Annotated in this window: 18 protein-coding genes and 1 tRNA gene; 15 read left to right on the top strand and 4 right to left on the bottom strand. The window is 61.5% G+C overall.

Translation table 11 applies throughout. The annotated features are described in order from the left end of the window. Positions 1-33 precede the first annotated feature (33 nt). Positions 34-810 carry an imidazole glycerol phosphate synthase subunit HisF gene (gene hisF / locus BACI9J_RS12795; RefSeq protein WP_159734722.1) on the top strand — a complete coding sequence of 259 codons (777 nt, stop codon included), beginning with the start codon at positions 34-36 and terminating at the stop codon, positions 808-810. 76 nt (positions 811-886) lie between these two features. Here hisF and BACI9J_RS12790 read toward each other — a convergent pair whose 3' ends face one another. Beyond that, entirely contained in the window at positions 887-1,531 is a 645-nt protein-coding gene (locus BACI9J_RS12790) for a TIGR03085 family metal-binding protein (RefSeq protein ID WP_159734721.1), read from the bottom strand. Positions 1,532-1,620: 89 nt separating this feature from the next. On the opposite strand from BACI9J_RS12790, the gene hisI reads away from it, so the two are divergent. The 11 genes from hisI (at position 1,621) to pyk (ending at position 16,857) form a co-directional block, all read left to right on the top strand. Next, positions 1,621-2,037: a phosphoribosyl-AMP cyclohydrolase gene (hisI, locus tag BACI9J_RS12785; RefSeq protein ID WP_159734720.1), complete on the top strand. Its 417-nt coding sequence runs from the start codon at positions 1,621-1,623 to the stop codon at positions 2,035-2,037. Positions 2,038-2,095: 58 nt separating this feature from the next. Beyond that, positions 2,096-3,679, top strand: coding sequence for an anthranilate synthase component I (locus tag BACI9J_RS12780; protein ID WP_159734719.1), 1,584 nt, complete (start codon positions 2,096-2,098; stop codon positions 3,677-3,679). After that, positions 3,676-4,281 (top strand): Trp biosynthesis-associated membrane protein, encoded by a 606-nt coding sequence (locus BACI9J_RS12775; protein ID WP_159734718.1) that lies wholly within the window; start codon positions 3,676-3,678, stop codon positions 4,279-4,281. Before BACI9J_RS12780 ends, BACI9J_RS12775 begins: the two co-directional genes overlap by 4 nt. Positions 4,282-4,413: 132 nt before the next feature. After that, positions 4,414-4,686 carry an HGxxPAAW family protein gene (locus BACI9J_RS12770; RefSeq protein ID WP_011774532.1) on the top strand — a complete coding sequence of 91 codons (273 nt, stop codon included), beginning with the start codon at positions 4,414-4,416 and terminating at the stop codon, positions 4,684-4,686. A gap of 2 nt (positions 4,687-4,688) precedes the next feature. Further along, the gene (trpC, locus tag BACI9J_RS12765) at positions 4,689-5,507 is read left to right on the top strand and encodes an indole-3-glycerol phosphate synthase TrpC (protein ID WP_201296579.1); all 819 of its coding nucleotides are present in this window, start codon (positions 4,689-4,691) and stop codon (positions 5,505-5,507) included. A gap of 114 nt (positions 5,508-5,621) precedes the next feature. Further along, entirely contained in the window at positions 5,622-6,998 is a 1,377-nt protein-coding gene (trpB, locus tag BACI9J_RS12760; RefSeq protein ID WP_142939419.1) for a tryptophan synthase subunit beta, read from the top strand. Further along, a complete protein-coding gene (gene trpA, locus BACI9J_RS12755) occupies positions 6,998-7,810 on the top strand; it encodes a tryptophan synthase subunit alpha (RefSeq protein WP_159734717.1) in 813 nt (270 codons plus the stop codon). The genes trpB and trpA overlap by 1 nt, the downstream gene beginning before the upstream one ends. A 21-nt stretch (positions 7,811-7,831) precedes the next feature. Continuing rightward, positions 7,832-8,986: a prolipoprotein diacylglyceryl transferase gene (gene lgt / locus BACI9J_RS12750; protein ID WP_159734716.1), complete on the top strand. Its 1,155-nt coding sequence runs from the start codon at positions 7,832-7,834 to the stop codon at positions 8,984-8,986. Between the two features lie 259 nt (positions 8,987-9,245). Next, a complete protein-coding gene (gltB, locus tag BACI9J_RS12745) occupies positions 9,246-13,859 on the top strand; it encodes a glutamate synthase large subunit (protein WP_159734715.1) in 4,614 nt (1,537 codons plus the stop codon). Further along, positions 13,852-15,309: a glutamate synthase subunit beta gene (locus tag BACI9J_RS12740; protein ID WP_159734714.1), complete on the top strand. Its 1,458-nt coding sequence runs from the start codon at positions 13,852-13,854 to the stop codon at positions 15,307-15,309. Before gltB ends, BACI9J_RS12740 begins: the two co-directional genes overlap by 8 nt. Before the next feature lie 54 nt (positions 15,310-15,363). Then, complete coding sequence (gene pyk, locus BACI9J_RS12735) at positions 15,364-16,857, top strand: pyruvate kinase (protein WP_159734713.1); 1,494 nt, start codon at positions 15,364-15,366, stop codon at positions 16,855-16,857. Between the two features lie 165 nt (positions 16,858-17,022). On the opposite strand, the gene BACI9J_RS12730 is transcribed toward pyk, so the two are convergent. Continuing rightward, positions 17,023-17,628 carry an ANTAR domain-containing response regulator gene (locus tag BACI9J_RS12730; RefSeq protein WP_141282080.1) on the bottom strand — a complete coding sequence of 202 codons (606 nt, stop codon included), beginning with the start codon at positions 17,626-17,628 and terminating at the stop codon, positions 17,023-17,025. Positions 17,629-17,826: 198 nt separating this feature from the next. Here BACI9J_RS12730 and BACI9J_RS12725 point away from each other — a divergent pair. Both BACI9J_RS12725 and BACI9J_RS12720 read left to right on the top strand, forming a co-directional pair. Beyond that, a tRNA-Leu gene (locus BACI9J_RS12725) sits at positions 17,827-17,908 on the top strand. Between the two features lie 219 nt (positions 17,909-18,127). Beyond that, entirely contained in the window at positions 18,128-19,126 is a 999-nt protein-coding gene (locus tag BACI9J_RS12720) for a tyrosine-type recombinase/integrase (RefSeq protein ID WP_236558685.1), read from the top strand. A 16-nt stretch (positions 19,127-19,142) separates the two neighbouring features. Here the strand turns inward: BACI9J_RS12720 and BACI9J_RS12715 are convergent, their stop codons facing one another. Continuing rightward, complete coding sequence (locus tag BACI9J_RS12715; protein WP_159734711.1) at positions 19,143-19,442, bottom strand: hypothetical protein; 300 nt, start codon at positions 19,440-19,442, stop codon at positions 19,143-19,145. A 319-nt stretch (positions 19,443-19,761) separates the two neighbouring features. Here BACI9J_RS12715 and BACI9J_RS12710 point away from each other — a divergent pair, with 319 nt between their 5' ends. Further along, positions 19,762-20,232, top strand: a complete 471-nt coding sequence (locus BACI9J_RS12710) for a hypothetical protein (RefSeq protein ID WP_159734710.1) — start codon at positions 19,762-19,764, stop codon at positions 20,230-20,232. Between the two features lie 25 nt (positions 20,233-20,257). Here the strand turns inward: BACI9J_RS12710 and BACI9J_RS12705 are convergent, their stop codons facing one another. Next, on the bottom strand, positions 20,258-20,596 hold the full coding sequence (locus BACI9J_RS12705; RefSeq protein ID WP_159734709.1) for a hypothetical protein: 339 nt from the start codon (positions 20,594-20,596) through the stop codon (positions 20,258-20,260). Positions 20,597-20,675: the final 79 nt, after the last annotated feature.

The following is a 20,675-nucleotide window of genomic DNA, read 5'->3' as shown; positions in this document are numbered from 1 at the left end:
CCAGCAGAGTTCAGCAGAATTTAGGAGCAGCACATGGCTGTAGCCGTACGCGTCATCCCATGCCTGGATGTCGATGCAGGCCGGGTGGTCAAGGGCGTCAACTTCGAAGGCCTCCGCGACGCCGGTGATCCGGTGGAACTGGCGCACCGGTACGACAAAGGCGGGGCCGACGAACTGACGTTCCTGGACGTCACGGCCTCGTCCGGGAACCGGGAAACCACGTTCGACGTCGTTCGCCGCACCGCCGAGGAAGTGTTCATTCCCCTTACCGTTGGCGGAGGTGTCCGTGGTGTTGCCGAGGTGGATAAACTCCTGCGCTTCGGTGCGGACAAAGCGTCCATCAACACCGCCGCCGTGGCCAGACCCGACGTGATCGATGAGATCACCCGTCACTTCGGCTCGCAGGTGCTGGTGCTCTCCGTGGATGCACGCCGTACCCGCGAAGGTGACCAGCCGACGTCGTCCGGTTTTGAAGTGACCACCCACGGTGGCCGCACCGGCACTGGAATCGACGCCGTAGCCTGGGCCAAAGAGGCAGCCGACCGGGGTGTGGGAGAAATCCTGCTCAACTCGATCGATGCTGACGGCACCAAGGACGGCTTCGATCTTGAATTGATTCGCCTGGTTCGCGCCGCAGTGAACATCCCCATCATCGCTTCCGGCGGTGCCGGTGTGCCCGCGCATTTCCCGCCCGCCGTGGAGGCAGGCGCGGACGCCGTGCTGGCGGCGTCGGTATTCCACTTCGGGCCGGACGACATGATCGCCCAGGTTAAGAACGCCATTCGCGAAGCAGGTTTCGAAGTCCGCTAGGCCTTAAAAACAACGCGGGGTCACTTCCGGCCATCCCCGAGGGGATAAAGAGCCGGAAGTGACCCCGCGTTGGAAGTTAAAGGCCGATGTCCGCGGACTGCAGGAGCGCGAGGGCGTCCGGCTGGCCTTCGAAGGTGACCAGGGCTTGGCTGGTGCGCCCATGCGCGTGCATGAGCAGCTCGCCGGGCTCGCCAACAATGGCAACAGAGACGGGTGCGCGCTTGGCTACGTGCCGGGGGCCGGTGGGCCGAACAAGCACAATGCCGAGGTCAACGCCGCGGTAAAGGAACGCTGCGCGTTTGATGAGCTCGTCCCAGAGGGCATCTGAATACGCTTCATCCAGGGCACGGGGAGCCCAACGGTCACCGGCGCGGCGAATGTCCTCGGTGTGCACAAAGTACTCAATGAGGTTTGATGTCTCGTCCAAGGCTTTGATCTTCAACGGGGACAGCGCCGGTGGGCCACCACGGAAGGTCTTGACAAGGTCCGCGTAGGCGTCGGAGCTCTTCAGCTTCTCTGCAAGCTTGGACGTGGCTTTCTCGGAAGCCTTGCCCAAGCTGGGAATCAGGAGCCCCAAGCCGACTGCAATCTTCCGTTCCCGCAGGTACAGGTGCGCGGCAAGATCCCGGGTCAACCACCCTTCGCAGAGCGTGGGGGAGTCAGGCCCGGCCGCCAAGAGGGTTTCGGCCAGTACTTCTCGGGAAGGTTCGACGAAATGCATCACTTGTGAAACTAGCACGATCGGGGCACTCTTGCGCAGTGGAACCGCCGCAGAAACCGGCTCCCGCCAAAGGCACTAGACTTGATCTGATGTCAGAGCAGTCCGCCCCCAGCCCAACTCCTGCCGCGGAGCTCCCAAGCGACCCCGCGAGCCCCTTGCCGCAGGAGATCGCCAGCGCCCTGAAACGGGATTCTTCAGGCCTCGTTGCAGCAATCGTGCAACAGCACGACACCCACGAGGTCCTCATGCTCGGCTGGATGGATGACGAGGCGCTCCACCGCACCATGACCTCCGGCAGGGTCACGTTCTACTCCCGCTCCCGCCAGGAGTACTGGCGCAAGGGCGACACCTCCGGACACGTACAGTTCGTGAAGTCTGTCGCCCTGGACTGCGACGGCGACGCCCTCTTGATCCGTGTGGACCAGATCGGCGCAGCCTGTCACACCGGAACCCGGACCTGCTTCGATGGTCGCGACTTCAAAGTCGTCACGGGCCACCGCGAATAAGTCACCCACCACTTTCCACTGACGCACCACCTCAGACAATAAGGCGGAGAACATAGCCATGCAGGACCTTGGAATCATCAGCCCGGGCCTGGAAGAGTTCCGCGAACTCGCCGTCCACAGCCGAGTCATCCCTGTAAGACTCAAGGTTTTGGCGGACGCCGAGACTCCAATTGGCCTGTACCGGAAGCTGGCCAAAGGGCAACCCGGAACTTTCCTCCTGGAATCAGCAGCTGTTGGCGGAGCCTGGTCCCGTTATTCCTTCATCGGTTCGAAGTCCCGCGCAACGCTGACCACCAAGGACGGCGAGGCGCACTGGATTGGCCAGCCCCCCGTGGGCGTCCCGGTTTCCGGCAACCCTGTGGAAGCCGTCCGCGAGACCATTGCTGCGCTGCAGACGGATCGCTTTGAAGGTTTGCCTCCGTTCACCTCAGGATTGGTCGGCTTCCTCGGTTGGGAAGCCGTGCGCCACTGGGAGCGCCTGACGTCTCCGCCCGAGGATGACCTCCAGCTGCCCGAGATGGCACTGAACCTGGTCACCGATATGGCGGTGCACGACAATGTGGACGGCACAGTCCTTTTGATTGCCAATGCCATCAACTTTGACGACAGCACCGAGCGGGTGGACGATGCCTGGCATGACGCTGTAGCGCGGGTGAAGGGGCTGCTGGAACAGATCAGCACCCCTGTTGCCCAGCCGGTCTCCGTGCTGGAAACCGCCGCCTTGGACTTCGCCTCGAGCGTCCAGGAGCGCTGGGACGAAGCCAAGTACTTGGAAGCAATCGACCGCGGCAAGGAAGCCATTGTTGACGGCGAGGTCTTCCAGGTTGTCATCTCCCGGCGATTTGAAATGGAGTGTGCTGCGGATCCGTTGGATGTTTACCGCGTCCTGCGTAACACCAACCCCAGCCCCTACATGTACCTCTTCAGCCTGGAGGACGCCGACGGACGCGAGTACTCGATTGTGGGTTCATCGCCGGAGGCGCTTGTCACGGTGACCGGACAGGAAGTCATTACCCATCCGATCGCCGGTTCCCGCCCCCGTGGCAAGACCGTGGAGGCCGATAAGGCGCTTGCAACCGAACTGCTGGCTGACCAGAAAGAACGCGCCGAGCACTTGATGCTGGTTGATCTCTCACGCAACGATCTCTCGAAGGTCTGTGTGGCCGGAACGGTGGATGTCACCCAGTTCATGGAAGTTGAGCGATTCAGCCATATCATGCACCTGGTGTCCACCGTGGTTGGCGAGCTCGCTCCCCACGCCAAGGCCTACGACGTCCTCAAAGCGACCTTCCCGGCCGGCACTCTCTCCGGTGCTCCCAAGCCGCGCGCGCTGAGGCTGCTCGACGAACTCGAGCCGCACCGACGCGGCATCTACGGAGGCGTGGTGGGGTACCTGGACTTCGCCGGAGACATGGACATGGCAATCGCCATCCGCTCCGCCCTGCTCCGTGAAGGGCGCGCCTACGTACAGGCAGGCGGTGGAATTGTGGCCGATTCCCACAAGCCTTCGGAAGCACTGGAGACTGTAAATAAGGCTGCCGCACCTCTTCGGGCCGTGCACACGGCTGGATCACTGCAGAACATTTCCGCCAACTCCGTCCTGAACGAGGACCTTTCCGGCCACGGGACTTCGGCCTCATGAGTACGGCATCGTCAGCGTCTTCGGTGACGCGTCCGCCGCGGTGGGCGCGAAAGTCCACCCTGGTTCTCGCCATTACCATCCTTGCACTGGCTGTTTTCGGGGCTACCACTCAGACCTGGATCGAGGTCCGGCTGGACCCGGCCGGTGCTTCCAACAGCGATCTCCATGTCCAAGGAAACAAAGCGGCCACTGCAGTCACTGCGCTGGCCGTGGTTGCCCTGGCGGGCGGCCTGGCTGCGTCCATCGCCGGAACGATTGCCCGCTGGATCACAGCAGCCCTGATCGCCTTGTCCGCCGCGGGGATCATCCTCGCAGCAGTCACCGTGATCCTTGATCCGCTCGGAGCCGCGCAAGGCTCCATCGCTGCCGCCACCGGAGTCTCAGGCGGACAGGCTGATGCTTCTGTCACGGCGTTTCCTGTGCTTGCCATCATTGCCGGTTCCCTTCTGGCGGTCTTTGCTGTTGTTCTGCCGCTGGCCGGGCGCCACTGGACCTCGCGAACCAAATATGACGCCGCAGCGCGCGGCAAGACGAGCAGCAACGAACCAGTGGACGAGATCGACAGCTGGGACAGCCTCTCCCGCGGTGAAGACCCCACGTAGGCAGTGACACATCGGACTTTCGGGTGGTCCGGCGCAACAAAGCCGACGCCACCTGTCCTGGCCTCCGCCGATGTCCCGGCGGTCGTCAATAAATGGCAGAATGTAAGCAGTATTCATCCTGAGGAGATTCACATGAGCAAAACCACTGTGTCCAACAACCAAGCGGAATCCACCATGGCCAGCCACGCTGACGCCATTGGTCACGGAAACAGCCCGGCTGCCTGGACCTGCGTACTTGTGATGCTGGTCGGCGCCCTCATTTCCTCCATTGCGTTTGTCATCGCCAGCACCCCGATCTTCGTGGGCGGACTGGTGGTCATGGTCATCGGCCTGATCGTTGGCTTCGTCATGCGCAAGGCAGGCTATGGAGTTGGCGGCAGCAAGCTGCAGAACAACGGTCACTAATCGTGACCGTTCTTGATGACATCATTGTTGGCGTCAAGGAGGACATGGAGGCCCGTCGCGGCCTGGTGTCCCTCGCGGAACTGAAGGAGCGGGCCGCCAACGCTGCTCCGGCCCGTGATGCATGGGCTGCCTTGGGCGGCCCGGCATCGATCCGCAACGACCTCAAAGTCATCGCCGAAATCAAGCGTCGCAGTCCCTCCAAGGGGGATCTCGCGTCCATCGCCGATCCCGCGTCGCTTGCGGAGCAGTATGCCGACGGCGGAGCTTCCGTGATCAGCGTCCTCACCGAACAGCGCCGCTTCGGCGGTTCGCTGGAGGACTTCGACGCCGTGCGTGCCGCCGTCGATACGCCGTTGCTGCGCAAAGACTTCACTGTTGACGAGTACCAGATCTGGGAAGCCCGTGCCCACGGCGCGGACCTGATCCTGCTGATCGTCGCGGCGCTGTCTGACACGGAGCTCGCCGACTTCAGTGCCCTGAGCCACGAGCTCGGCATGAACGTGTTGGTGGAAACCCACACTGAAGAAGAAATCGAGCGGGCAGTTGCCGCGCAGGCCAGGATCATTGGCATCAATGTCCGCAACCTCAAAACGCTCGACGTCGATCGCTCCGTTTTCGGTTCATTGGCCGGTTTGATTCCGGCTGAGTCCGTCATTGTGGCCGAATCCGGCGTCAGGGGTCCCGCGGACGTCTCGCATTATGCCCAGGGTGGTGCCAACGCCATCCTGGTGGGGGAGGCGCTGGTCAGCGACTCCACGCCCCGCGAACGCATTACTGAATTCAAGGCAGCCGGAGCTGCCGCCATCGCCGTCAGGAACTGAGGCAGTAACTGAATCACGGCGAATAGTTGCAAGGCAGCCCTGGCATTAGCCTGCGGCTGCCTTGTGGCACGTGGAAATACCCAATGAACTAACTGGAACAGGACGGTGAGACTGATGGTCGACGCGCCAACAGCCGGCTCAGAAGAGAATGCGGCGGACGCATTCCTCCAAGGTGGCCCTTCGCTGCGGAATGCATCGGGACCCTACTTTGGCAGCTATGGCGGACGCTGGATGCCCGAGTCGCTCATCGCCGCCCTTGACGAAGTCCAGGACACCTTTGAGAAAGCCAAAGCTGATCCCGATTTCATCGCGCAGCTTAAGGACCTCAACAAGAACTACTCCGGCAGGCCTTCCCTGCTGACCGAAGCCAAGCGCTTCTCGGAGCATGCCGGCGGTGCCCGCATCTTCCTCAAGCGCGAGGACCTTAACCACACGGGTTCCCACAAGATCAACAACGTTCTGGGCCAGGCACTCCTCGCCAAGCGCATGGGCAAGACCCGCGTCATTGCCGAGACCGGTGCAGGCCAGCATGGCGTGGCCAGCGCAACCGCCGCAGCCCTGCTGGGCCTCGAATGCGTGGTTTACATGGGTGCCGAGGACTGCCGGCGTCAGGCCTTGAACGTGGCCCGGATGCAGTTGCTCGGCGCAACAGTGGTTCCCGTGACCAACGGTTCGCAGACGCTCAAGGACGCCATCAACGATGCCCTTCGGGATTGGGTCTCCAATGTGGAGCACACCCATTACCTGCTGGGCACTGCAGCCGGGGCGCATCCCTTCCCGGCCATGGTCCGCTACTTCCACGAAGTCATCGGTGAAGAGGCACGCAGCCAGATCCTTGAGCAGACCGGTAAGCTGCCCGACGCCATTGCTGCATGTATCGGTGGAGGCTCCAATGCGATCGGCCTCTTCCACGCTTTCCTTGATGACGCGTCGGTGAAGATTTACGGCTTCGAAGCCGGCGGTGAAGGCGTTGAGACCGGCCGCCATGCTGCAGCCATCTCCTTGGGCCGGCCCGGTGTACTTCATGGCGCCCGTTCCTACCTCATGCAGGATGAAGACGGCCAGACCATTGAGTCCCACTCCATTTCCGCCGGCTTGGACTACCCCAGCGTCGGTCCGGAACACTCTTACCTTGCAGATATTGGCCGTGTTACTTACGAGGCCGTGACGGACACCGAGGCCATGGACGCGTTCAGCCTCCTGTGCCGGACTGAAGGCATCATCCCGGCCATCGAGTCCTCGCACGCCCTGGCAGGTGCCATCAAGATTGGTCAGCGGCTCACGGAGGGCAAGGAAAACCCCTCTGACGTGACGGTGATCGTCAACCTGTCCGGTCGTGGCGACAAGGACGTGGAGACTGCTGCCGCCTGGTTCAACATGCTGGACGAGGAAGGGCATGTCAAGGGCACTACACTGTCCACGCGGAAGCCGAAGGGGCCAACCGAGCGCACCAACGAAGCAGCCGTGGATGTCAACGAGGACCAGAACTGATGACTGAAGAATTCGCCAGCAAATCCGCAGCAGCCATTGACCGGGCCAGAGCCGAAGGCCGTGCCGCCCTGGTGGGCTACCTGCCCGCGGGCTACCCAACGGTCCAGGAGAGCATTGAGGCTGGTATTGCCTTGGCCCGCAACGGCGCTGACCTGATCGAAATCGGTATCCCGTACTCGGATCCCGTCATGGATGGCCCCGTCATCCAAGCCGCTACCACTGAAGCGATCTCCAACGGATTCCGCGTTGCCAACGTCTTCGACGTGGTCGCCGGTATCACTGCGGCAACTGATGCCGCAGTTCTGGTGATGACGTATTGGAACCCCGTCATGCGCATGGGTGTGGATGAGTTCGCCCGCCGACTGGCCGAGGCCGGGGGAGCAGGGCTCATTACGCCGGACCTGGTTCCTGACGAGGCTCATGAGTGGTTCGATGCCTCGGACAAGTACGGCTTGGACCGGGTGTTCCTTGTGGCACCTTCCTCCACCCCGGAGCGGCTCGACATGACGGTGAAGGCAAGCCGTGGATTTGTGTACGCGGTGTCCATCATGGGCGTCACCGGAACGCGCACCTCTGTCAGCAGCAGTGCTGAAGACGTGGTGGCCCGGGCGCATGCTGCCGGTGCCGAACGGGTTTGTGTCGGTTTGGGCGTCTCCAACCCGGATCACGTCCGCGAGATCGCTGCCTATGCGGACGGCGTGATCGTCGGCACCGCGTTGGTGGCGGCCCTCCGCGACGGCGGCGTGGACGCCGTCGGACAACTCACCAAGAACCTCAGCGCCGGCTTGGGCCGCGCAGCTGCAGAAGCCTAGGAAAAGGAAACAGCGAAGCGAATGCAGACCGTCCTCCACGCTGCGGCAATGGTCCCCTTGAGTATCCCGAGCCCATCGTGGTCCGGTTTCGACATTCCGCTGCCGTGGGGGACGTTGCGCATCCACGCCTATGCTCTCTGCATCCTGGCGGGCATCATCGTTGGCTTGTGGCTGACCTCAGCGCGGTGGAAGCGCCGCGGTGCACCTGAAGGGAGCCTGTGGGACATCGCCATCTGGGCGATTCCGTTCGGCATCATCGGTGGCCGGCTCTATCACGTGTTCTCTTCCCCGGACGCCTACTTTGGCCCTGGCTTTGACGGCACAGGTGACCTCTCGCTGATTCCGCAGATCCAACGCGGCGGCTTGGGTATTTGGGGTGCGGTAATCCTGGGTGCGGTCGGTGCGTGGATCGGTTGCCGCAGGGCAGGCGTGAAACTGACCGCATTTCTTGATGCTGCGGCACCCGGTCTCCTGTTGGCCCAGGCCATTGGACGCTTGGGAAACTGGTTCAACCAGGAACTCTTCGGTGCGCCAACCACGTTGCCATGGGGGCTTGAGATCGATCCCGCCAATGCGAATTTCCCGCCGGACATGGCTGCCGGCACGCTCTTCCACCCCACGTTCCTTTACGAAATGCTGTGGAACCTGGTTGGCGTTGCCCTCCTCCTGCTGCTGGACAAGAAATTCAACTTCCGCTGGGGCAGGCTCTTCTGGCTGTACGCCATGTACTACACGCTGGGCCGCGTATGGATTGAAGCTCTCCGCATTGACGACGCCGAACAGATCAGTCTCTTCGGGATCACCACCAGGCTCAATGTGTGGACCAGCATCTTCGTCTTTATTGCCGCCTTGGCGATCTTCTTCTTCCTCGGCAGGAAGGGCCGTCCGGTGCCCGACACTCCTTATTTGCCGGGCCGGGAGCCGGAAATAGAAGCAAAAGACAAGCCCGCAGCGGTGACGAGCGTCACCAGTCATGATGTGGACGCATCTGTCTCAGATACTGGTTCGCGTGGTAATCTCCCAGATAACCAAAGCGATCCGGGCCACGTTGACGAGCCGCAGGAATCAGCAGGGGACGCGAACAAGGACACCAAGTCCGGCACGGGTTCCGTATCTGCTGCCACTGCCGTAAGGAAGGCCCCCGGATCCACGCCGAAGGCAGACGACACCAAGTAGTCGCGTTCGGTAAAGGGGCAACAGAGTCACCGCTCGTAGGGCCCAGTCCACAGCGTCGTGGCACCCCGGAAACCGGATCGCAGCATACCGATGTTCACTGGTCAAGCCGGGGCCAGAGGTCTGCGTAACTGTTCGTTGCGCTGGATCGGCTGGCCTACAATTCCAATTACTAGCGCTTTGTTGTGCCCGTCACAGGGCAGGCAAGGTGGGGCCAACGTTGTCCCTTCCATACGCACGATTCCGAGGAAGGACGTCTCCCATGACCCATCTTCATAACCCCGGTTGGTCCGAAAATATCGAACCTCAGGGTGCCATGTCTCCGTTCAAGCGCTTTGCCGCGCTCCCGGAGGCTCAGGGTCTTTACAACCCTGACAAGGAGAAGGACGCCTGCGGTCTGGCTATTATTGCCACGCTCCGCGGGGAACCGGGATACGACATCGTGGAAGCGGCATTGACCGCGCTCCGCAATCTCGAACACCGCGGCGCCGTGGGCGCCGATGAAGGCACCGGTGACGGCGCGGGCCTGCTCATGCAGGTTCCGGACGAGTTCTTCCGGGCCGTCACCGAATTCGAACTGCCTGCTCCGGGCCAGTATGTGGTGGGCACCGCCTTCCTCCCCGCTGAATCCCGTGAAGCAGAGACGGCAAAGGCCGGTATTGAAGCGCTTGCAGCTGACGAGGGCCTGACGGTTCTGGGCTGGCGTGAAGTCCCGGTGGTCGCGGACCTCGTGGGCGCCATGGCACGGGCCTGCATGCCGTACTTCTCGCAGCCGTTCTTTGCTTCCGCCACCGGTGAGCAGCTTGAGCACAACGAGCTGGACTCCCGCGCTTGGCGTATCCGCAAGCGTGCCCAGAACAAGTTCGGTGTGTACTTCCCCTCGCTGTCCTCACGCACCATCGTGTACAAGGGCATGCTGACCACGGCCCAATTGGAGCCGTTCTACCCGGACCTCTCGGACAAGCGCTTCAAGACGAAGCTCGCTATCGTCCACTCACGCTTCTCCACCAACACGTTCCCGTCCTGGCCGTTGGCGCAGCCTTTCCGCACCATCGCCCACAACGGTGAGATCAACACGGTCAAGGGCAACCGCAACTGGATGCGTGCACGTCAGTCGCAGCTGGCCAGCCCGCTACTGGGTTCGGTCCCTGAAGAGCTGTACCCGATCTGCACCCCCGGTGCTTCTGACTCGGCTTCCTTTGACGAAGTAGCTGAGCTGCTCTGGTTGTCCGGCCGGCCCATCACGCACTCCATCATGATGATGATCCCGGAGGCGTGGGAGAACCACGCCACCATGGATCCCGCCCGCCGCGCGTTCTACGAGTACCACTCCCTGCTCATGGAGCCCTGGGATGGTCCCGCTGCTGTTTCCTTCACCGACGGCAACCTCGTAGGCGCAACGCTGGACCGCAATGGCCTGCGCCCTGGACGTTACTGGATCACCGAAGACGGCCTCATCATCTTTGCCTCCGAGGTTGGCGTGATCGAGGTTGAGCCTTCCAACGTGGTGAAGAAGGGCCGCGTTGCTCCGGGCAAGATGTTCCTGGTGGACACCGAAGCCGGCCGGATCATTGACGACGCCGAGGTCAAGGCTGAGGTGGCTGCTGCCAACCCCTGGGCCGAGTGGCTCAAGGACAACCTGATCGACATCAACGAGCTCCCCGAGCGCGAGCACGTGGTCCACACCGCAGCATCGGTAAACATCCGCCAGCGGACGTTCGGCTACACCACTGAAGAGCTAAAGATCCTGCTTGGACCGATGTCCCGCACCGGCGCCGAGCCTCTGGGCGCCATGGGTTCGGACACCCCCGTTGCTGTGCTGTCCAAGCGCCCGCGCCTGCTGTTCGACTACTTTGTGCAGTCCTTCGCCCAGGTGACCAACCCGCCGCTGGATGCCATCCGCGAAGAGCTGGTTACCTCGCTGAAGTGCGCCATCGGCCCCAACGGCAACCTCCTGGATGGCAAGCAGGTCCGCCAGCCCCAGATCTCCCTGCCGTTCCCGGTGATCAACAACGATCAACTGGCCAAGATCGCGAACATCGAAACCCCCGACGGCGATCGCATCGCCATGAAGGTTCGTGGCCTCTACCGCCCCGAAGGTGGGGAAGCGGCACTCCGTGCACGCCTGACCGAGATCTGCGAGCAGGTCTCCGGTGCCATCAACCGTGGCGTGCAGTACGTGGTGCTCTCAGACCGTGACTCCAACGCGCAGTGGGCTCCCATTCCTTCATTGCTGTTGGTCAGCGCTGTCCACCATCACCTGCTCCGCAGCGCCAACCGCACCAAGACCGCTCTGGTGGTTGAGGCCGGCGACGTCCGCGAGACGCACCACGTGGCAGTACTCATCGGTTACGGCGCATCTGCCGTCAACCCGTACCTGGCCATGGAGTCGGTGGAACAGCTGATCTCCAACGGCGACGTCACAGGCGTCACTGCCGAGGACGGTGTGTACAACCTCATCAAGGGCCTCGGCAAGGGTGTCCTGAAGATCATGTCCAAGATGGGTATCTCCACGGTTGCTTCCTACACCGGCGCCCAGACGTTCGAGGCGCTGGGTCTGTCCCAGGAACTTGTGGACGAATTCTTCTCCGGTACGCACTCCCAGCTGGGTGGCGTCGGCCTGGACGTCATCGCAGCCGAAGTTTCGGCGCGTCACCAGATGGCGTACCCCGAAGGCGGCATCGAGCACCCTCACCAGCCTCTGCTGGGCGGTGGCGAGTACCAGTGGCGCCGCGACGGCGAGCCGCACCTCTTCAACCCGGAGACGGTGTTCCGCCTGCAGCACGCAACGCGTGAACGCCGCTACGACATCTTCAAGTCCTACACCAAGGGCATTGACGATCAGTCAGAGAACCTGATGACCCTCCGCGGGCTCCTCAAGTTCAAGGACGGGGTCCGTCCTGCTGTTCCGCTCGAGGAAGTGGAGCCCGTCTCCAGCATCGTCAAGCGTTTCTCCACGGGTGCCATGAGCTACGGCTCCATTTCCAAGGAAGCCCACGAGACCCTCGCAATCGCCATGAACCGATTGGGCGCCAAGTCCAACACCGGTGAAGGTGGCGAGGACGTTGACCGCCTGCTGGATCCGGAGCGCCGCTCTGCCATCAAGCAGATCGCTTCGGGCCGTTTCGGTGTCACCAGCTTGTACCTGACCAACGCCGATGACATCCAGATCAAGATGGCGCAGGGTGCCAAGCCCGGCGAAGGCGGCCAATTGATGGCGCAGAAGGTTTACCCGTGGGTAGCCCGCACGCGCCACTCAACCCCCGGCGTCGGACTCATCTCCCCGCCCCCGCACCACGACATCTACTCGATCGAAGATCTCGCCCAGCTCATTTACGATGCCAAGCGTGCCAACCCTTCGGCCCGTGTGCACGTGAAGTTGGTTTCGGAAGTCGGGATCGGTACCGTGGCGTCCGGCGTCACCAAGGCGAAGGCCGACGTCGTGCTTGTTTCAGGTCACGACGGCGGTACCGGCGCCTCGCCGCTGAATTCGCTCAAGCACGCGGGTGTGCCGTGGGAACTCGGCCTCGCCGAGACCCAGCAGACCCTCATGCTCAACGGTCTGCGTGACCGCGTAGTGGTTCAGGTTGATGGTCAGCTCAAGACCGGCCGTGACGTTGTTATTGCTGCCCTGCTGGGTGGCGAGGAATACGGTTTCGCCACTGCTCCTCTGGTGGTGTCGGGCTGCATCATGATGCGCGTCTGCCACCTGGACACCTGTCCTGTTGGTGTTGCCACCCAGAACCCTGAGCTTCGCTCCCGGTTCAACGGCAAGCCCGAGTTCGTGGTCAACTTCTTCGAGTTCCTCGCAGAAGAAGTCCGCGAAATCCTGGCAGAGCTTGGTTTCCGCAGCCTGGAAGAGGCAATCGGCCACGCCGAGGTCCTCGACACCCGCGAAGCGATCAACCACTGGAAGGCCGAAGGGCTGGACCTGGACCCCATCCTGCACGGGCTGGAGTTCGACGACGACGTGCCGCTGCGGAACATGACCGGCCAGAACCACGAGCTGGACAAGCACTTCGACCAGCGTCTGATCACCATGGCCCAGGAAGCGCTCAGCGACCGCATGCCGGTCAAGATCACCCTGGACGTCATCAACACGGACCGTTCCGTGGGTACGATGCTCGGCCACGTGGTGACCAAAACCTTCGGGATCGATGTCCTGGCAACAGACACGATCGACGTCACGCTCAACGGCACCGCGGGCCAGTCCCTGGGCGCGTTCCTGCCTGCCGGCATCACGCTGCGCATGTTCGGTGACTCCAACGACTACGTGGGCAAGGGCCTCTCCGGTGGCCGCATCATTGTCCGCCCGGACCGCACCAACGTGTTCCAGGCCGAGCGGAACGTCATTGCCGGCAACGTCATTGGTTATGGCGCCACCAGCGGCGAGATGTTCCTGCGTGGCCAGGTTGGTGAACGCTTCCTGGTACGTAACTCCGGTGCCACCGCCGTCGTCGAAGGTATTGGCGATCACGGTTGCGAGTACATGACCGGTGGCCAAACGCTGATCATCGGACGTACCGGCCGCAACTTCGGTGCCGGCATGTCCGGTGGAACCGCCTACGTGCTGGACCTGCAGCCTGAGCGTGTGAACAAGATGGCCCTCGATACCGGCGAACTTCAGCTTCTGGAGCTCGACGCCGAGGACCGCGACATTGTGCACGGCCTGCTGACAAAGCATGTTGAAGAAACCGAATCCGTCCTGGCCGGCCGTCTGCTCGAAAACTTCGACGACACCGCCGCCCGTATCACCAAAGTGCTGCCGCGCGATTACGCCGCAGTCCTGCAAACCCGTCTCGACGCGATCGAAGAGGGCCTTGACCCCGATGGCGAAGAAGTATGGTCTCGAATCCTGGAGGTAACCGGTGGCTGATCCACGCGGATTTCTGAAAGTCCGGCAGCGCGAGACGCAGCCACGCCGTCCCGTTCCCGTCCGCATCATGGACTGGAAAGAAGTTTACGAGGCCCAGGAAAAGGGCGTCCTGAAGAGCCAGGCCGGCCGCTGCATGGATTGCGGCGTCCCGTTCTGTCACCAAGGCTGCCCGCTGGGTAACCTTATTCCCGAGTGGAACGACCTCGTGTGGCGGGACAAGGGTGAAGAAGCGATTGAGCGCCTTCACGCTACAAACAACTTCCCGGAGTTCACCGGCCGTCTGTGCCCTGCACCCTGTGAAGCGTCCTGCGTGCTGGGCATCAACCAGCCTGCTGTGACCATCAAGCAGGTTGAGGTCTCCATCATCGATCAAGCCTTTGACAACGACTGGGTCCAGCCCTTGCCGCCGACGCGCCTCACCGGCAAGACGGTAGCTGTAGTGGGATCCGGCCCCGCAGGCCTGGCCGTGGCACAGCAGTTGACCCGCGTGGGCCACACAGTTGCCGTGTACGAGCGCGATGACAAGATCGGTGGCCTGCTCCGCTACGGCATCCCCGACTTCAAGATGGAGAAGGAACAGGTTGACCGCCGCCTGGAGCAGATGAAGGCCGAAGGCACCCGCTTCCGGACCGGCGTCGCTGTTGGTACGGACGTGACCTGGGAGCAGTTGCGACGCCGTTACGACGCCGTCGTAGTCGCCACCGGCGCCACCGTGCCGCGTGACCTGCCCATCCCGGGCCGCGACCTCGAGGGTGTCCATTTCGCCATGGACTACCTGGTCCCGTCCAATCGCAAGGTGGCGGGGGAGAACCCCGGGAACCACATTGATGCCCGCGGTAAGCACGTTGTCATCCTCGGTGGCGGCGATACCGGTGCTGACTGCATCGGTACTGCGCACCGCCACCAGGCAGCATCGGTGACCACGCTCGCGATCGGCAAGCAGCCGCCCGCCGAACGTGCCACCCACCAGCCGTGGCCCACGTTCCCCACCCTGTTCGAGGTCGCCAGCGCCCACGAAGAAGGCGGCGAGCGTACCTACCTTGCATCAACCGTTGAGTTCGTTGGAGAAAACGGCAAACTCACCGGCGTTAAAGTTGCTGAAACCGAGTTCGTGGACGGCAAACGCCTGCCCAAGGCCGGTACAGAACGAATCATTCCAGCTGACCTTGTGTTCTTGAGCCTTGGCTTTACCGGTGCTGAGCCGGCAGGTATCACGGAGCAGGTCAGTGCAGAATTCGACGGTCGGGGCAACGTTGCCCGCGACGGCTACTACATGACAAACACTGAGGGAGTGTTTGTTGCCGGTGATGCCGGACGTGGCCAGTCACTGATTGTGTGGGCCATTGCGGAAGGCCGTGCGTGCGCGGCTGCAGTGGACAGGTTCCTGATGGGAAGCACCATCCTCCCGGCACCGGTCGCCCCCACCGACCGGGCGATAGCGGTCTTATAACGCCGGCAGGAACACTTCTTTTACTCAATCAGCATGACTACTTAGGGTAGGTATATGAGACGCGCGAAAATTGTGGCAACTTTCGGCCCGGCTATCTCCAGCTTCGACAACACCCTCGCGGTGCTGGAGGCCGGCGTCGACGTTGCTCGCATGAACATGAGCCACGGCGACTACTCCGTGCATGACATCACCTACGAAAACGTCCGCAAGGCTGCCGCCCAGCTCGGCAAGCCTGTGGCCATCATGGCCGACCTCCAGGGACCCAAGATCCGTCTTGGCCGTTTTGTTGACGGACCCCACGAGTTGGCCGTCGGCGACACCTTCACCATCACCACCGAAGACGTCCCCGGCACCAAGGACATCTGCTCCACCACGCTCAAGAGCCTCACCGAAGACGTCAACGTGGGCGACGCCTTGCTCATTGACGACGGCAAGGTGGCCATGCGTGCCATCGAGGTTGACGACGTCAAAGTTGTTGCCACCGTAACTGTTGGCGGCAAGGTCTCCAACAACAAGGGAATCAACCTTCCCGGTGTTGCCGTCAACGTCCCCGCCTTGAGCGAAAAGGACGAGGACGACCTCCGTTGGGCACTCAAGCGTGGCGCTGACCTGATCGCCCTCTCATTCGTGCGCGATGCCTCAGACATCAAGCGCGTCCACGAGATCATGGACGAAGAAGGCCGCCGCGTACCGGTGATCGCAAAGATCGAAAAGCCCCAGGCCGTGGACCAGCTCCACGAAATCATCGACGCCTTCGACGCCATCATGGTTGCCCGTGGCGACCTTGGTGTTGAATTGCCGCTCGAAGAGGTGCCGATCGTCCAAAAGCGCGCCATTGAACTGGCACGCCGCTGGGCCAAGCCCGTCATCGTGGCCACCCAGGTCCTGGAATCCATGATCGACAACCCGCGTCCGACTCGTGCCGAGGCTTCCGACTGCGCCAACGCAGTCCTCGACGGCGCCGACGCAGTAATGCTCTCGGGCGAAACTTCCGTGGGCCAGTACCCCATCGAAACCGTCAAGGTCATGGCCCGGATCATCGAATCCACCGAGGTTCACGGTCTTGAGCGCGTACCCCCGCTGGGCACCAAGCCCAAGACCCGTGGTGGCGCAATCACCCGTGCCGCCGTCGAAATCGCTGACCAGCTGGATGCCAAGTACATCTGTACTTTCACCCAGTCCGGTGACTCGGCACGACGCCTCTCGCGCCTGCGCCCCGTCAAGCCGGTGTTCGCGTTCACCCCTGTTGAGCACGTCTGGAACCAGCTGGCCCTCACCTGGGGCATTCAGCCGGTTCTGGTTCCCTCCGTGGGCCACACCGACGAAATGACTGCACAGGTGGACAAGAGCCTGCTGGAAATGGACCTCGTGGAGGAAGGCGACCTGGTGGTCATCGCTGCCGGTTCCCCTCCAGGACAAGCCGGTTCCACGAACTCGCTGAAGGTCCACAAGGTAGGCGACCTCGCCGACACCTCCAAGACCGACGACGGTTCACGCAAGGAACCCGTTGGACCTTGGCCGGAAAAGAAGTCAAAGACCAAGAGCTAGTCTCTGGTTTGTGAAAGTGGGTCCCGCTTTTTGGCGGGGCCCACTTTTTTGTTTTGTTGGCTTTGGGGGGAGCGTGCCGGCTTAGGTGGTTACGGCTTAGGTGGGTACGACGGCGGCCGCCCACCTCGCATGAGGTGAGCGGCCGGCGTCGTGTGTTGCTTGGTGTCAGTTGACCTGGTTGATGATGGTCTCGGCAACCTCACGCATGCTGAGGCGACGGTCCATGGAGGTCTTCTGGATCCAGCGGAAAGCTTCCGGCTCCGTCAGGCCCATCTTGGTGGTCAGGAGGCTCTTGGCGCGCTCTACAAGCTTGCGCGTGGCGAACTGCTCCTGGAGGTCGGAAACCTCGTTCTCGAGCGCCTTGATCTCCTCATGGCGGGAAAGAGCGATCTCGATGGCCGGGATCAGGTCTGCGGGGGAGAACGGCTTGACGACGTAAGCCATGGCACCGGCGTCGCGTGCGCGCTCCACCAATTCCTTCTGGCTGAAAGCGGTCAGCAGGACAACAGGTGCAATGCGCGCCTTGACGATCTTCTCAGCCGCTGAAATGCCGTCCATCACAGGCATCTTCACATCCATGAGGACAAGGTCGGGCTTGAGCTCCTCCGCCAGCTGCACAGCTTTCTCGCCGTTGTCTGCCTCGCCGACGACGTCGTACCCCTCGCCCTTCAGAATCTCGATAATGTCCAAGCGGATGAGAGTCTCATCCTCGGCTACGACAACGCGTCGGGCCGGCTGGCTGGTGGACGTGGACTCCGTCTGTTCGGTCACGGGATCTCCTTGAAAAGGTTCGGCGGGTTCATGTCCATCTTAGTGTGGACTCTTTGATGGCTGGTTTTTGTTGCATCAGCGCGTCCGGTTCTTTGAATCAGCCTATCTGCATGTAGAGTAGTTTCGCGTGCTGGGAAAGGATCGCGTTGCTCACAGAAATGAGAGCAGTCAGCGAGAATTAACTTCCCGGTAATCCGCGCCCGAGTGGCGGAATTGGCAGACGCGCTGCACTCAAAATGCAGTATCGAAAGGTGTGTGGGTTCGAGTCCCACCTCGGGCACGATGTTGTCGCAGGTCAGGGGCCTAAATGGCCCCTGACTGTGTACAAAACCCCTAAAAGTGTGTACAGCGGCGTAGCGTTTTATCTATGGCCAGCATCTCTACACGCCCCAAAAAGGACGGTTCCCAGTCCTTTATGGTCCGCTGGCGGGACCCCAAAAGTGGCAAGGCCCAAGGGCTCACGTTCGTCTCTCATTCTGAAGCCGAGACCCTCAAACGGTTGCTCGATGCCAATGGCCAAAACTTCGAAGTAGCTCAACATGCGATCCTCGAAAATGCCAAGCGAGTGCCGACGGTTGCCGAGGTGATCCAGGAACACATCGACCTTCTCGTTCGGCCATCCAGCGGCACTTTGAAGACCTACCAGACCATGCTGGATCTCCATGTGAAGAAGGTCATCGGCGGGCTCCCTGTCGACAAGCTTGACTACCGGGCGATTGCGTTCTGGGTGAAGTCCATGATGGCCAAGGGCCGTTCGCCAAAGACGATCAAGAACGTGCACGGCCTCATCTCAGCGTCGATGAACACTGCAGAGATGCTCGGGTACATCACGCGCAATCCTTGCCGCGGGGTGCAGCTGCCGAGCGTGGAGAAGGCCGAGGACGAGATGATGTTCCTCACCCATGCAGAGTTTGGCCTGATCATGGAGAACATGGGGGAGCGGTACCGGGACTTCACGCACTTCCTAGTGATGACCGGGACACGCTTCGGGGAAGCCACTGCGTTGACCGTGGCTGACATCGACCTGCTGGGCAGGCCGGCGACTGCGCGGATCAACAAAGCCTGGAAGCGGGACGGGCAAAACCAGTTCTATATTGGGCCCACGAAGACGGGTGCTGGGAAGCGAACCATTGGGTTGAACCCTGCGCTGGTGGATTTGCTGATTCCGTTGGTGGCCGGGCGGCAAAGCAGTGAACTGCTTTTCACGTCGCCCAAGGGCGGCCGGATCTATCACAAGTTGTACTGGGATCATTATTGGGTGACAGCGGTGAAAGCCGCCCAGTTGCAGGGGCTGCGCAAGGAACCTCGTATTCACGACCTGCGGCATACCCACGCGTCGTGGCTGATTCAGGATGGGGTGCCGATCTTCACGATCTCGCGACGGCTCGGGCACGCTTCGATCAAGACGACTGAGCAGGTTTATGGCCACCTTATGCCGGAGGCGCTGCAGGTGGGGGCGGATGCTACGGAGCGCCAGGTAGCCGCCTTTATGCGGTGAGCCGTTCTCACGTCTTTCAGGAGACGAGGCGGTTGTGTGCCCGAGTGCCGATGAGCCGCGCGCTGGTCGGATTGGCACCGTGGGCCGCTGTCGACGGAGGAGATGCCGGCAGGATCTCGTTGAGCCGGGCTATCTCTGCGATGTGTTCGGAGGTGAAGACGATCTTGCCTTTTCCCCAGCACGCGTGCGGAAACCGCCCGGCCGCAGCGCCATCGCGCAGCCATCCCTCACTACAGCGCATGAGTGCCGCAGCTTCAGCTGGTTCGAAGAACTCCAAGTCCATGTCTGTCCGATCGATGTCGTAAGTGTTTGTCACTTCATGCGAGTCCTCACCGAACAACACATGACTCTTCCTGAGGAGGTGGGAGGTCTTCGTTTTCGTCGCTTGAGCACATCGTCCTCCTCGCATCTTTTTGTTGGTAGGTTCACGGTCACCTTGCGTTTCCGCAGCCCAATACGAGCAGTAGTGCAGAGCCTCTGCGCTGGTGGCCATACTTGTCCACCAGCATGGTGAGTCTTCGTGAAATATGATCGCCTGTGAGGTCGCTTGCGCGAAGCGTCGATGGATGAAGGAGAGGCGAGGTTGGCCAAGCTTAGGAATTTCACTGTGGCTGAGCTAATGGGGGCCGGGTTTGGTGGCTTCATTCCTTTTGGCAGTATCCGTCAGCAATATGCGCAGGGATGGCGGGATTCCCAGGTCACCCGGAGTCTATGTAGTCATTCGACCGAGTGCGGACCCTCCCGAGTTCCTGGCCAAAGGCTTCGGCGGTACGCGCAAGGCTAGGAAGGCAAACGCGCCGATTGCCGATCTCGCTGCCAAGTGGGTGCCGGGGGCGTCAGTAATCTATATCGGAAAAGCCAGCCAGCGCAAGAGTCTTGCTGGCCTGTGGGGCCGGATCAGCGAATATGAGAAGGCCGGTCATGCGGGCCAGCCTCATAATCACAGTGGCGGCGAACGTATCTGGCAGTTGGCGGATGCGCGAGATCTCAGGGTCGCTTGGAAAGTCGTGCCCGACAAAACTGAAGAAAGGCTGGAGGAAGCCATGATTCTGGCCTTTATGGACAAGTACGGGCGTATCCCGTTCGGCAATCGGAGGGCCGGCTAAGCCGCTGGTCATAGTCTTGGCTAACTCAGTCGTGCGTCTTTCGGCCGGATTCATCAGCAGCATCGTCATGTTCATCTGTCTTCTGCAAGTTCTTGAAAGCCGCCTTTAGCTTTTCCTTCGCTGTCGCTGTGCTCTCTTTGCGATCCTCAGACCGCGACTTGTGTTGGGTGACGACATGCTGGCCTAACTTGACGCAGGCGACTACCGCAGCGGCAATCACAACACCAACGACAAGACCTTCTGCATGTTGTTTGAGTGCAGCATCATCAACTGCATCGGTTTGAAGTTGCTTGATATAGCTGTCGGCATCGCGGCTGAATTCTCCGTACCTACCCAAGTTGTCTATGTTGCTCAAGTCGTTCATCTCCCTATTGCTTGAAAATTGTTGCTATACAAAGTCTGTATGCCAATTGTTGCCAGCTATGAGATCACGGATCAGGGAG

The sequence above is a fragment of the Arthrobacter sp. 9V genome, from assembly GCF_902506065.1.
Lineage (GTDB): Bacteria > Actinomycetota > Actinomycetes > Actinomycetales > Micrococcaceae > Arthrobacter.
The sequence above is the reverse complement of the archived record's forward strand: the minus strand, read 5'-3'. Positions and strand labels throughout refer to the sequence as shown.

Bases quoted from the DNA above. Each gene is read 5' to 3' on its own strand.
- hisF (WP_159734722.1), top strand. From the start codon at position 34: ATGGCTGTAGCCGTACGCGTCATCCCATGCCTGGATGTCGATGCAGGC.
- BACI9J_RS12790 (WP_159734721.1), bottom strand. From the start codon at position 1,531: ATGCATTTCGTCGAACCTTCCCGAGAAGTACTGGCCGAAACCCTCTTG.
- hisI (WP_159734720.1), top strand. From the start codon at position 1,621: ATGTCAGAGCAGTCCGCCCCCAGCCCAACTCCTGCCGCGGAGCTCCCA.
- BACI9J_RS12780 (WP_159734719.1), top strand. From the start codon at position 2,096: ATGCAGGACCTTGGAATCATCAGCCCGGGCCTGGAAGAGTTCCGCGAA.
- BACI9J_RS12775 (WP_159734718.1), top strand. From the start codon at position 3,676: ATGAGTACGGCATCGTCAGCGTCTTCGGTGACGCGTCCGCCGCGGTGG.
- BACI9J_RS12770 (WP_011774532.1), top strand. From the start codon at position 4,414: ATGAGCAAAACCACTGTGTCCAACAACCAAGCGGAATCCACCATGGCC.
- trpB (WP_142939419.1), top strand. From the start codon at position 5,622: ATGGTCGACGCGCCAACAGCCGGCTCAGAAGAGAATGCGGCGGACGCA.
- trpA (WP_159734717.1), top strand. From the start codon at position 6,998: ATGACTGAAGAATTCGCCAGCAAATCCGCAGCAGCCATTGACCGGGCC.
- lgt (WP_159734716.1), top strand. From the start codon at position 7,832: ATGCAGACCGTCCTCCACGCTGCGGCAATGGTCCCCTTGAGTATCCCG.
- gltB (WP_159734715.1), top strand. From the start codon at position 9,246: ATGACCCATCTTCATAACCCCGGTTGGTCCGAAAATATCGAACCTCAG.
- pyk (WP_159734713.1), top strand. From the start codon at position 15,364: ATGAGACGCGCGAAAATTGTGGCAACTTTCGGCCCGGCTATCTCCAGC.
- BACI9J_RS12705 (WP_159734709.1), bottom strand. From the start codon at position 20,596: ATGAACGACTTGAGCAACATAGACAACTTGGGTAGGTACGGAGAATTC.